This window comes from Pediococcus pentosaceus (genome assembly GCF_001437285.1).
GTDB lineage: Bacteria > Bacillota > Bacilli > Lactobacillales > Lactobacillaceae > Pediococcus > Pediococcus pentosaceus.
In genome coordinates this window covers 57,335-71,362 of the sequence record NZ_JQBF01000007.1, presented here as the reverse complement: position 1 = coordinate 71,362, position 14,028 = coordinate 57,335, and the positions used below count along the sequence as shown (strand labels likewise).

14 protein-coding genes, 1 tRNA gene and 1 pseudogene are annotated in these 14,028 nt (G+C 38.1%); 1 reads left to right on the top strand and 15 read right to left on the bottom strand.

All coding sequences use genetic code 11. From position 1 onward, the window contains the following. Positions 1–155: 155 nt before the first annotated feature. From IV86_RS07465 to IV86_RS07425, 9 genes and pseudogenes are all read right to left on the bottom strand, one after another. On the bottom strand, positions 156–956 hold the full coding sequence (locus tag IV86_RS07465; protein WP_002834391.1) for a PHP domain-containing protein: 801 nt from the start codon (positions 954–956) through the stop codon (positions 156–158). A gap of 108 nt (positions 957–1,064) precedes the next feature. Continuing rightward, entirely contained in the window at positions 1,065–2,501 is a 1,437-nt protein-coding gene (locus IV86_RS07460) for a 6-phospho-beta-glucosidase (protein WP_002834392.1), read from the bottom strand. 135 nt (positions 2,502–2,636) lie between these two features. Further along, complete coding sequence (locus tag IV86_RS07455; protein ID WP_056979492.1) at positions 2,637–3,962, bottom strand: glycosyltransferase family 2 protein; 1,326 nt, start codon at positions 3,960–3,962, stop codon at positions 2,637–2,639. Positions 3,963–3,971: 9 nt separating this feature from the next. Continuing rightward, positions 3,972–4,475 (bottom strand): annotated as a pseudogene (locus IV86_RS07450) (hypothetical protein). A 1-nt stretch (position 4,476) separates the two neighbouring features. Further along, the gene (locus tag IV86_RS07445; protein ID WP_002834395.1) at positions 4,477–5,283 is read right to left on the bottom strand and encodes an EAL domain-containing protein; all 807 of its coding nucleotides are present in this window, start codon (positions 5,281–5,283) and stop codon (positions 4,477–4,479) included. Positions 5,284–5,617: 334 nt separating this feature from the next. Next, positions 5,618–5,938 (bottom strand): thioredoxin family protein, encoded by a 321-nt coding sequence (locus tag IV86_RS07440; RefSeq protein ID WP_002834396.1) that lies wholly within the window; start codon positions 5,936–5,938, stop codon positions 5,618–5,620. Positions 5,939–6,033: 95 nt separating this feature from the next. Next, positions 6,034–6,861 carry an alpha/beta hydrolase gene (locus IV86_RS07435; protein ID WP_056979491.1) on the bottom strand — a complete coding sequence of 276 codons (828 nt, stop codon included), beginning with the start codon at positions 6,859–6,861 and terminating at the stop codon, positions 6,034–6,036. Positions 6,862–6,944: 83 nt separating this feature from the next. Continuing rightward, complete coding sequence (locus tag IV86_RS07430) at positions 6,945–7,907, bottom strand: diacylglycerol/lipid kinase family protein (protein WP_056979490.1); 963 nt, start codon at positions 7,905–7,907, stop codon at positions 6,945–6,947. Position 7,908: 1 nt separating this feature from the next. Beyond that, positions 7,909–8,859 carry an alpha/beta hydrolase gene (locus IV86_RS07425; RefSeq protein ID WP_056979489.1) on the bottom strand — a complete coding sequence of 317 codons (951 nt, stop codon included), beginning with the start codon at positions 8,857–8,859 and terminating at the stop codon, positions 7,909–7,911. A 115-nt stretch (positions 8,860–8,974) separates the two neighbouring features. Between IV86_RS07425 and IV86_RS07420 the strand changes: the two genes are divergently transcribed. After that, positions 8,975–9,047, top strand: a tRNA-Ala gene (locus IV86_RS07420). A gap of 801 nt (positions 9,048–9,848) precedes the next feature. On the opposite strand, the gene arsC is transcribed toward IV86_RS07420, so the two are convergent. The 6 genes from arsC to IV86_RS07390 form a co-directional block, all read right to left on the bottom strand. Beyond that, entirely contained in the window at positions 9,849–10,250 is a 402-nt protein-coding gene (gene arsC, locus IV86_RS07415; protein WP_056979488.1) for an arsenate reductase (thioredoxin), read from the bottom strand. Between the two features lie 1,246 nt (positions 10,251–11,496). Next, the gene (locus IV86_RS07410; protein ID WP_056979487.1) at positions 11,497–12,072 is read right to left on the bottom strand and encodes a hypothetical protein; all 576 of its coding nucleotides are present in this window, start codon (positions 12,070–12,072) and stop codon (positions 11,497–11,499) included. Next, complete coding sequence (locus IV86_RS07405; protein ID WP_036673283.1) at positions 12,069–12,254, bottom strand: hypothetical protein; 186 nt, start codon at positions 12,252–12,254, stop codon at positions 12,069–12,071. Before IV86_RS07405 ends, IV86_RS07410 begins: the two co-directional genes overlap by 4 nt. A 44-nt stretch (positions 12,255–12,298) precedes the next feature. Next, positions 12,299–12,724: an ArpU family phage packaging/lysis transcriptional regulator gene (locus IV86_RS07400; RefSeq protein WP_056979486.1), complete on the bottom strand. Its 426-nt coding sequence runs from the start codon at positions 12,722–12,724 to the stop codon at positions 12,299–12,301. A gap of 144 nt (positions 12,725–12,868) precedes the next feature. Continuing rightward, positions 12,869–13,495, bottom strand: coding sequence for a hypothetical protein (locus tag IV86_RS07395; protein WP_133281348.1), 627 nt, complete (start codon positions 13,493–13,495; stop codon positions 12,869–12,871). Next, positions 13,476–13,691, bottom strand: a complete 216-nt coding sequence (locus tag IV86_RS07390) for a hypothetical protein (protein ID WP_002834405.1) — start codon at positions 13,689–13,691, stop codon at positions 13,476–13,478. The genes IV86_RS07395 and IV86_RS07390 overlap by 20 nt, the downstream gene beginning before the upstream one ends. Between the last annotated feature and the right edge of the window lie 337 nt (positions 13,692–14,028).

Below are 14,028 nucleotides of genomic sequence, written 5' to 3'. Positions count from 1 at the left end.
GGTTCGTCAACACTTTTGCCATATTTATTTTGATTTTTTTCAAAAAAGATTTCCAGCCTTCGTTTTGCACAACAAAAAAAGAGCTCCAACCCCCATACGACGGCGTTTCGTCACCATGTTGGTCTTCACTCTTTTAGTTTTTCTACTATAAATAATTAAAGGTCTTCTGGAATATCATCAATAGGAACCACCGTCATAGCTCCTTGCCGATAAACATTAATGTGATGAATGTCGTGGGCTTTGAGCATATCTAAGGCATCCCGGAAGTGATCTTCATAGTGCGCTGCGTCATGGGCGTCTGACCCAATCGTATAACGCTTGCCCCCTAATTGCTTGTAGATTTCAATTGCGTAATCATACAAACCAATGTTGTGGTATTTGTACATGCTCTTGGTGTTCAATTCAAAGGCCAAGTTATTTTGAATGGCAACTTTAAAGATGTTAGTGAGCAGGACTCCGGCCGTAGTCGAGAATTGACCAGACGTCAAACTTAATCTCCGTACCCCATAATCGAAGTGAGCTAACACATCGGCGTCATGGAATTCGTTGATTCCCTTCCACATCAACTGGTAATACTGATCCGTCACTTGGAGCGGATCTAAGTGCGAGACAATGTCACTCCCAAAGTCTTTCGTACCATCTTGATGGAAACTTAGTAACTTAATATCGAACGTATGGTGGGCTAAATAGTCTTTAATCTTATCTGCTTGTCCGGCTGACATCCCGATTTCAATTCCTTTATGAACTCGTTTGCCCGTCGCTTTTTTCAAACGTTCAATTTCGGCCACGTATTTAGTGTAGTCTGGAATACTATCATGGTTTTGGACTTCTGGATTGTTAAATTCCAAATGTTCTGTGGAAACAAAGTCCTGTCCGGCCAACTTCATGTAGTCTTCCATCTTTTCATTTGAATCAAACGAAAAGCTTGTATGCACATGCTGGTCATAATTAATCATAATTTTGCCCTCCTCGTTCTAAAATGTATCCGTTCTCTACTACTATTTTAGCATAGCAACGCATTTTAACGCTTGTCTCAACGCTTGGAGAGGATAGGGAAAATGATTTTAATCGAGATCTTCACCGTTTGTGCGAATTACTTTTTGATACCAACCAAAGGAATCTTTCTTAGAACGTTGGAGCGTTCCGTTGCCATCATCATCCTTATCAACATAGATAAAGCCGTAGCGTTTAGACATTTGACCAGTTCCAGCTGAAACGAGGTCGATAAAGCCCCATGGAGTATAACCCATCAAGTTTACGCCATCTAATTCAACTGCTTTTTCCATTTCTTGGATGTGAGCTCGGAGATAATCCACACGGTATGGATCATGGATTGCCCCATCACTTTCGACCGTATCGTAAGCCCCTAATCCATTTTCAACAATAAACATTGGTAAGTGGTAGCGGTCGTTTAACCAATTGAGGGAATAACGGAGACCCACTGGATCAATTGGCCAATCCCAATCACTAGTTGCAAGATATGGATTTTCAACCGTTACGTCTTCTGGAGCTAAGTTTTCATCAATTGACCGACCTTCAGGAAGAGCCACGGTGTTGGAATTGTAGTAACTAAAGCCTACATAATCCACTGTTCCGGCTTTAAGGATTTCACGGTCCGCTTCTGTAATGTCTGGACGATAACCCTTTTGTTGCAAGTAAGTTTCAACGTTTTCTGGATAAACCCCGTTGACATGCACATCGGAGAACCAGTAACGCCGTTGCATTAAACGTTCAGCCAACATGATGTTATTTGGGGCTGCATTGAGCGGATAAAATGGCGTGAAATTAATCATGCAACCGATTTGGAAGTCTGGATTAATTTCATGACCCAACTTAACTGCTTTAGCACTAGCTACTAGTTCATAGTGAGCAGCTTGATACATCGCTGCTTCACGATTTTCACCCCCCTTGAAAACTAACCCTGAGTTGGTAGCCATCAAGAAGTCATTATTGTACATACTCTGATTATTGATTTCGTTGAACGTCATCCAATACTTAACCTTATCTTTATAGCGTTTGAAACAAGTTTCAGCGAAACGAACATAAAGATCAATTACGTGACGGTCAGAAAAACCATTGTATTTCTTAACTAAATGATAGGGCATTTCAAAATGTGCCAAGGTAATTACCGGTTCAATCCCGTATTTCAAGCATTCATCAAAGAGATCATCATAAAATTTCAAACCAGCTTCATTAGGTTCAGCATCGTCACCATTAGGAAAGATGCGGGTCCAAGCAATCGAAGTACGGAAAGCTTTTAAGCCTAATTCGGCAAACATTTTAACGTCTTCACGATAATGATGGTAAAAATCGATTCCTTCGTGGTTAGGGTAATTTTCACCCGGCACTACCCCATCGGTAATCTTCCGCGGTACCTTGTTAGCTCCCGCCGTCATCACGTCGGCCATGCTAACCCCTTTACCATCTGCTTGCCATGCTCCTTCTAATTGATGAGCAGCCACAGCGCCGCCCCATAAAAAGTTTTCTGGTAATTTTGTCATTTTCATCCATCCTCTCTTTTAATGAGCTTTTTCTGTAGAAAGCCTTTTCATAGATAAGTTTGAACTATTTTCCATTTTTTGTATAGCTTTCACGGCAAACAAAAAACATATTCCGCAGATAAAACGGAATATGTTTTATTTATTTTGCAGTGATTTACGTTCAGGACTAATCCAAGTTCCAGAACCAAAACCAAAGATCGTTTTAAGAGCTGGTACAAACGTCATGACCACCGTCACGGGATTGACCATCCAGAAAAAGAGCATATAAAGCGGCGCAAAAATAAGGTATTTTAACTTAGCAGCATGATGGTCCAAAATTAAAGCCGCTAATAATTGTAAGAACCCGGCCAGTAGCTCAAAGGTCACAAAGATAAAAGACATCACGATTCCGTGAAAGACTCGTTCGTAATTCCCCGTCAGTAAGAAAACCAACATGGTAATGATAAAAACAGCGGTGGTAATCATAAAGAAAAATGACCAGATAATGGAAAGGGTTGAGTCAATAAACATCGACATTTGATAACGATGCTTAATCGGATGTAAGAGGAACTTCTTAATATTGGTCAACCACACTTCAGTTCCCCCTTGCGCCCAACGCTTACGTTGGTGATAAAGATCTTTAAGGGATTCGGGGACATTCATGTGAAAGACAATATTAGGAGCAAACCGCGGAATTGCCCCAATCATCTGGTGATCCCAGGCAATACTAATATCTTCGGTCGCCCGATTTTGCCGGAAGCCTCCCACGTCAATCAGAAAACTCTTGCGATACAACGTGTTGGCGCCACTGTAGGCATACATCGAGTCGTTAATTGAAGTTTGACTGCGTTTAATAACCCCAACAATACTCGAAAATTCAACCGTCTGGGCCTTGCCTAAAATCTTCGTGCGGTTTTGAACATCCATATTAGCTGTTACCGCCGAAGTATTCATATCCCGGTCATGCATGAAAAAGTTCATGTACTTCATCAAAGCATCCGGTTCGGGAATCGTATCCGCATCATTACTAAGAATGTATTCCCCTTTCGCAAAATACATTCCAATGTTAAAAGCATGCGCCTTCCCTTTATTTTTCAAGATTTTAATCGTCCGCAGGCGTGGATATTGTTTTCTCAAGCGTGCTAAGATTGCTCCCGTTTGATCCGTCGAGCCATCGTCAGCGACTAAAACTTCAAAATTAGTGTAATTAATTTCGTTAAAAAGATAGGTGATCGTTTCTTCAATCATGACTTCTTCATTATGGGCTGGAATCATGATGGTAATTAATGGTTGGTCCGCAGGTAGAATATTTTCCCAGCCTTCATCCCGTTTATGGGTTTTCAAAAAGCGATACGACAATGAGCCTGTAAACCAGAAGAACGCCCCGATTACAGGATATAAACAAAGTATCAAAAGAATAATGTTAATGGTCGTATCAATCAGGGATCCTTTGAAAATACTATCAATAAAGATTGATGACATTTTTGCTCCTTATCCAAGATCGTCTAAATTAGATGCTCGATAAATTTCTTTAATTTCGTCTGTATCCAGATTTTGTTCTGGTTTTACTTCGTAGTACCTGGTATTTTCACGGAATTCCTTACTGCCAAATCGGGCGTCCATAAATGCTTCTAATGTATCTTCCCGTCGACGCTGATTAATTGGATTGTAGGTAGGCCACTATTCAGCCAGCCGATCCCGCCGCCGATTTTGAATAATCGTCATACTCGTCGCAAACAAGCTCGCCATGACAAATGCAAAGGCCAATAAGATTCCGATAAATTTAATTTCAAAAATTCCTTCACTATAAGACCAGATATGCGGAATCTTTGGATTATAAATCGCCCAAAAGGAAGTGACGGTGATGATGATAGGAACAAACACACACATCCAACCGAAAATGGCGACTAACGTTTGCCATATTTTCAACCACCAGTGTCCTTTTTCAAAATACAAATCTGTATATAGCTGCTGACGTTCTTTTTCGTTTTTCATCCTAAACCTGCTTTCGGTAAACATCCTCCGGCTTGCCAAAAAGATAGCCTTGGCGCGCATCAATCCGGAGCTGCTCCGCTAACGCCTCGTCGGCTTCATTTTCAATTCCCACTAAAACCAATTTAATTTCATTTTCTTGGGCCAACTTATTCCAAAATTGGAGATTAAGATCGAGCCATTCGTTGGGATCTTTCTTTCTAAAACTACTCATGGAAGCCTTTAAAACATCAATTTCGCTTAGTAACCACTCAATATGTTTCAAGTCATTTAAAGATGAACCTACATTATTAATCGTAAATTGAACTCCATAGCTACGCCCAATCTGGATTCTTCTTTTAAAAAGACGGCGATTGGTTAGCCGATTCATTTCATGGATTGAAAGTTCAATAGCTAAATTAAGTGGCTCAATTTTCGCAATTGCCCACCGCACAAAGTATTCAAAAGCCGGACTCATAATTTGGTTGTAAGTTAATTTAATAGAAAGGGTTACATGCTCATCGGCTAAAGATTGGAAAGTCGTCTCCAGTAAGCTAATCACGCGTTGCAGTGGTAGGGATTCAAAATCACGTGGCAAAACCCACTGTCCCGCTTCATTTTGCGTGCGCAATAGGCACTCGTAGCCAATGGTATTTCCCTTACGATCAACTTGTTTTTGGATAAAATAACGAAGTGGGATTTCATCATTCCGTAAATAATCGCTCCCCTTATTCCGGGTCCACCAGTAATATCCACCGATAATTCCAATAGTGATAGCCGCCATCAGCACTGTAATCCACCATAAATATATTTCAAGTTTTTCTAGTGTCATATCGTTAACCTTTCCGTTTATTTTAAAACTAAAAAAAACGATTGGCATTACCTTTTGGCGTGATTTTAATATTTTTTAAACTGATACCGTTTATTATTAATGATGATAAGCAATTTCATATTAAAAAACAACTTAATTTAGCAATTTTGTACAATGGTGGAATGTGCTGTGTAATGCTGTTTCATCCGTTTTCAATCATTATTAACTTTTAAAGTTCTAAGTGATTGTGTAATCATTAACATAGTTTCACAGTAACTAAAAAGTAGAAAATAAAAAAGCTGTATAGTAATCGAAAATCGATTTCTATACAGCTTGCTAGAATTAACTTTAATGGTTAGGCAATGCCCTGAATGAATTCTTCAACTTCTTGGGGAGTACGGCGTTCACCTTTACCAAAACGGCCGAGTTCCTTACCGTCTTCAAGGGCGATAAAACTTGGAATACCCATCACACCAAAATGTTGAGCAACTTCTAGATTGTCATCACGGTCAACCGTAATCCAATCATATTGATCGTACTTCTTCATGATGTCCGGCATTGCGGGCTTGATGAAGGCACAATCAGGGCACCAGCCAGCTGTAAAGAATAACATTTTCTTACCTGAATTCATTGCTTCAAAAATTTCTTCGTTAGTTAAATTTGCTTGAGTGCTCATTTTGAATTGCTCCTTTTATTAAAAACTAGCTTACTTTTTGTAAGCTGCTATCTATATCAAATATTCTATCAGCTTCCAGTCGTTTTGACAACCAATTAATTTGCCCAATTTAACTCCTCAGACGCGAGTTGGTATACCTTGTCCGCTCGATAGGAATTAATCAATTTAAAATCTTGCGCTATGTATTTTTCATCCCATAAAAATTGGTTAATTTCACGTGAAACATTTTGGCTTCGATTTAACTCACAGTGATAGCCGTCGGGTCCAATTACCATCAACTCGGAAACTTTGGCTGCCACCCCATCGAGGAGGTAGCCCACTGCGCGGGCCGAATCAACTGCCACATAGACATCATTATTTAAAATTCCATCCACGCTCCCAATTACGTTTAAAACTTCAGCCCCTTTAGGAAACAAGTGGCGATTACGAACTAGCTTTTTAAAATGATGGGTTCTTTTATTAGGTTCCCAACTTTTGGTCATTACATCTTTAACAGTATCCTGTGAAAGAAATCCATGTAATCCATTGAAAGGACCCGCAATGGTCACTAATTTTTTCAAAGCTGGTAAACGTGAATCTTTGCCAAACTTAATCGCTAAATTAACCAGGACATTACTTCCTAGCGAATGACCGACCCCATTGTACTGTTCGACTCCAAAACTTTGTCTTAATTTAATTAATAACTGGTGCATCCAACTAACTTGCCGGCGTTCAGGAGCCCGATTGTTTTCAAACAACACCTGAACCATCGGATTAGCGACCTGCTGATCGAGTTCGCCATCAAAATCCATTGCCCCATCATTTTTGATTTTGACCACCAGCATCTTTTGCGCCCAGCCATTTTTCTGTGCTCCATGGATCAAATGGTCCGTAGAATCCGCATTTCCATTAAATCCATGCACAAAAATTGTTACTGCATTCATCTCTCACTAACGCTCCCCCACTTAAAACTTGCATCATCCATTCTACTACAAAAATATTAAAAGGGCTGCGCCCAAAAGAAAGATTACTCTTGAGACGCAGCCTCTTTATGATTAAACCAAAATGGTTGTTTGGTCATCCATATTTTCAAGTCAAAAGCTTGTAATGGTAAATCTTCCCCATTAACTTGACCATGTTCATTTTCAAAAGCTTGTACGTGAATTTCTCGTCCAGTTTTAAAGAAAACATCCGGCATATCGAGATGCTTTCCACCACGTAAGAGCTTAATAAATAACTTAACAAGCTTGAAAAAACTCAATTTTTCAGTAATTACCACGTCTAGTTTTCCGTCGTGTAAGTTAGCGCGAGGCGCAATACCGACCCCTCCACCAAAATATTTGATATTCGTTAGTGAAACGACGAAGGCATTCACAAATTCATGACGCTCACCGTCGATATCAATCGTAAGTGGGAATCCTTTTTGACGCATTAACGTTTTGAGGAGGGCCGAAACGTACGCCATCGATTCTAAGTGCCACTTGCTCAGCCTAACTTTCTGACCTTGATTTGCTTCATAGACCACTCGGGCATCAAAGCCAATCCCAATGTTGTTGGTAAAATACTGGGTCAGTTGGTTTGCTTGGTTCTGATAAGCTCCAATGTCTAAGGTAATTGGGGCGGTGGTCTGGATTAATTGCTGTAAGGCCGTGGACGGATCAGGGGCGATGCCGACTGCCCGTGCAAAATCATTCCCCGAACCCGCTGGAACATAGCCAATGGGAACGGTGTTTTTAGAGCGGCGCACTCCATTCAGCACTTCTAGGAGAGTGCCATCCCCACCAATAGCAACAATTACCCAGCCTTGCGGATGTAGATCGGCAAATTCTTGGGCTAACTGGGTCGCATGTTGGGGGTATTTTGTTACCACACGTTCGAAGTTAACAGCGTTTTGCACGAGAAGTTGATGGAGCTGTTCCCACGTCTGGACTGAATGGTGCGCTCCCGCCCATTTATTTACAATAAAATAATATTTAATCTGTTCATTCATGCTAGTCTACATACTTCTCCAAAAAATTTGCTACCTCGATTTGATAGCGATGCGGATTAGTTGGGAGAGCTTGCACGTGATCGGCTTGGTCAACCAAATAAACTTGGCTAGGAACACGAGCTGCTTCCACTAAATCATCCAGCATTTCGATTGGAACATAACGATCGGCTTCGCCATGGATAAACATGATCGGAACTCGAACTTTTTTAACCTGTTCTTGAATATTAGCTTCTTTAAATGAGTAACCAGCTTCTTTTTTGGTTAATGCACTAGCAATCGCCTCAAACTCTTGCGATGGTAAGTGGTAGTAGCGTTTCAAACGATGTCGGAATTGTTTGTCTAAACGATTAAAACTACTATCTTCAATCACAGCAGTTAAGTTAGTCGCCATATCTGGTTCCCCTGCCGCAGAAATCACGGTTGCAGCACCCATGCTAATCCCCATTAAAACAATTTTTTCATCCGTATGGGTTAATAAAACAGCGCGTTGAACCCAACGTACATAGTCGCGGCGATCCAGCCACCCAAACCCAATTAGGTTGCCTTCGCTTTCACCATGACTGCGTGCATCGGGCATCAAAACGTTGTAACCCATATTATAGAAGATTTTGGCATACGGAATCATTTGCATTCGGGCGTGATGGTATCCGTGGGCTAAAATAACCGTCTTTTTAGACTGTTTGGCTTCTGGTTGTCGTAAAAATGATGCTCGCAATTGAAGGCCATCTTCACTAAGCATACTAATTTCTTCTGGTTCTAAATTATTAAACCATTCAATATTGAGGGCATTATTATCTTGAGATTGTGAACGTTCAATGGCTTTATTCTTAGCTTTTTCCGTATTTTTAATCCCAACTAAAAAACTAATATATCCGCCAATTCCCATTCCAGCAGTAATTCCGAGAGCTGCGGCACCTAAGCCAGCTAACATATATTTAGTACTTTTATTCATTAATAACGCTCCTTATCTTTAGCCAACTTGCTAAAAAACATTATCCGTTAATGGTAACTTTCTCTCATTATAATATCAATTTTTGGGTTAAAAGTGGTATGATAAACGTGAAAACGGGTCCGTAGCTCAGTTGGGAGAGCACCTGCTTCGCATGTAGGGGGTCGACGGTTCAAGTCCGTTCGGATCCATTGAAGACGTTACAGATGAACGTAAATGGTATCAAAACACTGGTATGTCAGCATTCTTAATTTTAGATAATCTCATATAAAAGCATACAATTTATACGAGGGGTAGCCAAAAGGGAAGCCAAAAACTGGAGTGATTTTAAAGCAATGAATATCAAAAGAAGCTTGCGGAGACGTACCTAGACCAATTATCTTTAGTTAGATAGTTGGTCTTTTATTTTAAACAAGGAAGTCAAAAAACTATAAAAAAAGATATGCTCAATTTCGAGCACATCTTTAACACGCTTAATCCCCCCGCCCTACCTTGCGACCAGGAAGAGCACACACATTGCCGACATCTTGTGGTGCAGACTAATTTTGAAACTTTTATATAGGGGGGCTATCGGTAAAGAGAGAGGGAATAAAAAGGTAACTAAAAAGGCTTATTATTAACGGGATGACGGATATTTACCTAGCAATCTACCAAAGTGTTTAGAAGTAGAAACAAAGGTTATATGGCACAAATCATGTACTTTTTTAGAAATACAATAGCGTCATTTTGGGTGCTTATAATTAATACCGTTGCAAAAAATGGCAACGTAGACGTTTGAAGCAGGCAATAGTATTAGTAGGGCGGAATTTTTCGCTGTATTATTTTGTATTTATTCGTTTACATATCAATACTTGTCACGTATTACCCCTCTAACTTAAAAAACGGCGTTTTTTTCATTTAGCCGACTACTCGCACCGGTTCTCAATTCCAATAATTACACACAAATTTTTGACCCCCAGAGGCTTACTTCTCCTCAAAATTGAGGATATCTTTTACTTTGACCGCATTTTAATAATGCGTTTTTCAATACCATCTCTTACCGTTCTAAACGCTCTTAATTTGTCGTTTTCTGTTCCCTGGATTAAAGCCGGGTCAATAAACCCCCAATGCTCTCTTTTAACTGTAGATGGTGTTACAGGGCACTTATCTTTAGCGTCCCCGCATAAAGTAATCACTAAATCACTATGATTTAGATAGTCCATATCAATTAACTTAGACTTGTTTTTAGAAATATCTATATCTTTTTCCAACATTACTTTAACCGCATATGGATTTAATCCATGCGCCTCAATCCCAGCACTAGCAATTACCCAATCAGGAAAATATTCCTTTGCTATCCCCTCTGCCATTTGACTCCTGCATGAATTACCTGTGCACAAAAAATATACTTGCATTAATAACACACCTCCGTATTTTAAATTTCGGTATTACCATGCAGTTTCATAACGTATCAACAGAAATTATCATATCATATGTGTAATGTGTGTCGAAAGTTTATGTTATATCGACCAGTGAAAACATCTCGTTAAAATTAACGACATCTTTTAAAACTTTTCTCTTGTTATGAATAATTGCACCACTTCACTGTCATTCAAAACGATAGCTAATTAATCCCGTTACCCTTCAAAGCAATATGAAAATCATATAATGTAAAATTGCCGTCTATTATAATTTAACTTTTTCAAGGAAGGCACAATTCATTACTCCCCTCTGAAAAGGATGTCCTAAATTGAAACTTCCTCTTTTACAGAGTATCCACCCCTATTGAGGGACTTTTTCCCAATTTCGGGAGAATAGTATGGGGTACCATTTTGGACTCCCATCTATTTCGTTAGGATAAATTTACAGCCAGGATAAACACAAATCCTAGGGATAATAATCCTTAATGAGAATAACAAAAAAACTCTCTAGAGTTAACTAGAGAGCTATCGACTAATGGGGGAGTATTCCATTGCCATGATAATAACATATATGCGTTCGCTAAATATACTTTTGGGCCTGACATAAGACAAAAGGGAGCCTTCTAGAATAGAAAAACTAGGAGGCTCCTTTTCGTGTAAGGTAAATAATAAATCCAAGGAATTGACTATATTTTAATACTTAATTCAGCAAAATACTATACATTTTAAAAAATAAAACCATTTATCTTGAATGACAATAATTTAGAGGATTAATAAGTAATTAATCTCCAAACGAACACCAAATCACGTCGACCAAGGGTATCATAATCTACTCTTAATTACAGTAATAACGTGTCACACAATACAATTAATAATACTTGATTGTGAGATTATAAAGAATACATTACTCTGTCTATTAAAATAAAACGGATAATAAACCTATTTCCTAAAAAAGGCACACTATTGATATAAATTATAGTAACAATGTTGCTATATCAACGTTTATTCGGGGTACCCCCCCTACCTTAAAAATTTCAAAATTGGTAAATTTTGAGAGAACTTTATTGCGTTTCGCTCTTTATCAGAAAGCCTATGGGGCGGGGGTTATTTGACTCTTCTCGACTTTCATATACCTTTTATTTAAAAAATAGAGCCGTTAAATATTTTAACGACTCTACTAAAAAATTAGATTTATTGGAAATGGGGTGCTTTAATTATAACATTAAATGACCTTACCTGTTTAAATTTGCGTTTTTTCTAGCAATCTATTAGCTATTACATTACTTTTCTTTTCCTCTTCTACTAACGCCCGATCTTGTAATTCAAAATCAATCCCATGATAATAAGGAACACTTTCAAATTCTCTTAAACTATCAATGTATTCATCCAACTGCTTTGAATATTTTGCCTTCATTTGTTCATTCTTTCGTATTTCTTCTTGTGCTTGTTTGTTTAATTGTTCAATATTAAACTCATCATTTAATTGCTGCAATTTTTCATCAGCTGAGACATTGTTGTTCCTTGCGTTAATTGAACCATGGTATTGTTGAACTTGCTGATTAAGCCTGTTTATATCTCTAAACACTCCACCATCAACAACACTTGCTCCATCTGTTATTGTCGACTTAATGGCACAAAGTTGATCCAATACAAACTTTACTTCGAAGTTGTCTAGCGCTGTAGTGTCCCTATCATTGATATATGCTAATAGTTTTGTATGAACACTTGATAATGCTTTGTAGTACGCTTGCTGAGCCGTTGTACTATATTCAGGTTTAGCTGGTACTTCTACCTCAATAGATTTATTTTTTCTCATAATGTTGTTGTCTCTCTTTCTATTCGATTCAATTCTTTCAATAGTTTACTTTTAGTTTTACTGTGGATACTACGTTTGTTTAAATTAATAAAGCTTCCACCTCTATAATGTATATTCTCTTTTTCATATGCTCTGATAACTGCCTTTTGCTCTAAAGAAAAGCTAGTATTATTGTAGTTCATTATTCTCACCTCCCCTCCCTAATATCCTAAGGTTCTTGTGATTCTCATTGAGTACCATTCTTCCTAATTACTCTCAAGTCTTCTGTATCTACAAAAGCATAAGCAAATTCTATTAGTCCACTATTAAGTATCTCACTGCCTCGAGTACGTCCGTAGCCGGTTAATTCTTCAATTTCATACCAGGTCAAACATTTAAAATAGCGGTATTCAATAAACTTCCTTTTATTTTCTCTTATCCCTGTAAGTGCCTCTTTAATCTCAGCTAGCATTTCAATAGCATACATATGATTATTTATCTTGCTATCAATACCATTGCTGGCAACATTTTTATTAGGTAGATCACTTAACGTTGGACTTTTAATATCCATATACGATACATGCGCCATATTCTGTAGTGTTTGAAAATCTTTTTCAAAGAACCTTTTAACTTGTTTAATTGTTGCTTTATGGTCTAGCTCAGGTAGTAGCATGGTTGTATACCCCGTGATATAATATTAGTAGCCTATAAATTCAATCTGCTAATATATATGCGTACCGGGAGTAACTTGCTTGTTAAGTTGCTCTTTTTTTGTACTCAATCACCACTAAAGTCGTTCTGAACGACTTAGAAAACATTATTCATTAACTCTTCTAAGTTCTACCTCGTTGCCTTCCATATCAAAGTAACGACGTTTGTAATAATTTCCGCTGGTATAGATTACCTCTTCAATAGTCAACTTATTGGTCTTTGGAATTGGTAAATCATATTTTCTTAAGTAAAACGCTAATCCTTCATAATCCTTTTTGCCTAACGCTTTAGTCATCCCTTTAATGCTGTATCCTGCTTGTACCATTGCTTTCAATTGTTTACGATACTTTTCTAGCTTTAGTTGTGCCTTGGTTTTAGGCTTTAGCTTTAAATTATCCAATGCTTTAGCAATTTGAGAATCTCTACAGTCTAATTCAAAGGCAATTTCACGAATTGAACAGCCTACTTTAATTGCTGTACGCAAGGCTATCGAATACTTATTGATCAAATCTGAACCATTAGTAAACTTAATCTTACTTAATACTTTTAAAGCTTGTTGTTTCTCGTTTAATTTCCCTTTTCTACCCGTTTGACCTTCTTCACTACTTTGTTGCCTTAGCCCTCTAGCATATGACCAGAAGCGAGCACACACATCACAATTTATAATTTCACAATTATAAGGATCATGAGTACCTTGAATACGAGTTAATTCTTTAGTCGTGTACTTCATCATTTTCACCTTCTAAATATAGATCGCTCATTCCTAACAAGTCTGCAATGTTATATAACCGTTCTTGCATCAAATCCTGTACATCTTGGATCGTTACAGGTCTGACTGTTCCGCCTTCTTTAATATCGCCCCATGATTTAGCATCTGCGATTTCAATAGCATCCTTTAGTGCGTCTCTCACATTTTCAAATTCTGTCATTTCTATTTCCTCCTAATAGTCGTAATTGGCTTCTCTAAATTCTTGTAGTGGCACTTGCTTTAAAATCTTTATTACTTCTTTGTACTTAGCCATCAAATACCCACCAATCATGGTATAATAGTATTCGTAGATAGTTACTGGCGAACAGGCATACCTTTTTATGGAATGTCTATTTTTTTATTCGTTCAACTTGGAACTATTTCAATAGTAGTTTTTAGGGTAAATCATATATAACCATTCATCTTTGGTAGTTCTGGCGGGTAAATGATTATACATTTTAATTAAACCTATTTTTACTTTATTTTTTGTTTCACTGTTTTTTTCACTAAATTTTCAC

Bases quoted from the DNA above. Each gene is read 5' to 3' on its own strand.
- IV86_RS07465 (WP_002834391.1), bottom strand. From the start codon at position 956: ATGATTAATTATGACCAGCATGTGCATACAAGCTTTTCGTTTGATTCA.
- IV86_RS07460 (WP_002834392.1), bottom strand. From the start codon at position 2,501: ATGACAAAATTACCAGAAAACTTTTTATGGGGCGGCGCTGTGGCTGCT.
- IV86_RS07455 (WP_056979492.1), bottom strand. From the start codon at position 3,962: ATGTCATCAATCTTTATTGATAGTATTTTCAAAGGATCCCTGATTGAT.
- IV86_RS07445 (WP_002834395.1), bottom strand. From the start codon at position 5,283: ATGACACTAGAAAAACTTGAAATATATTTATGGTGGATTACAGTGCTG.
- IV86_RS07440 (WP_002834396.1), bottom strand. From the start codon at position 5,938: ATGAGCACTCAAGCAAATTTAACTAACGAAGAAATTTTTGAAGCAATG.
- IV86_RS07435 (WP_056979491.1), bottom strand. From the start codon at position 6,861: ATGAATGCAGTAACAATTTTTGTGCATGGATTTAATGGAAATGCGGAT.
- IV86_RS07430 (WP_056979490.1), bottom strand. From the start codon at position 7,907: ATGAATGAACAGATTAAATATTATTTTATTGTAAATAAATGGGCGGGA.
- IV86_RS07425 (WP_056979489.1), bottom strand. From the start codon at position 8,859: ATGAATAAAAGTACTAAATATATGTTAGCTGGCTTAGGTGCCGCAGCT.
- arsC (WP_056979488.1), bottom strand. From the start codon at position 10,250: ATGCAAGTATATTTTTTGTGCACAGGTAATTCATGCAGGAGTCAAATG.
- IV86_RS07410 (WP_056979487.1), bottom strand. From the start codon at position 12,072: ATGAGAAAAAATAAATCTATTGAGGTAGAAGTACCAGCTAAACCTGAA.
- IV86_RS07405 (WP_036673283.1), bottom strand. From the start codon at position 12,254: ATGAACTACAATAATACTAGCTTTTCTTTAGAGCAAAAGGCAGTTATC.
- IV86_RS07400 (WP_056979486.1), bottom strand. From the start codon at position 12,724: ATGCTACTACCTGAGCTAGACCATAAAGCAACAATTAAACAAGTTAAA.
- IV86_RS07395 (WP_133281348.1), bottom strand. From the start codon at position 13,495: ATGATGAAGTACACGACTAAAGAATTAACTCGTATTCAAGGTACTCAT.
- IV86_RS07390 (WP_002834405.1), bottom strand. From the start codon at position 13,691: ATGACAGAATTTGAAAATGTGAGAGACGCACTAAAGGATGCTATTGAA.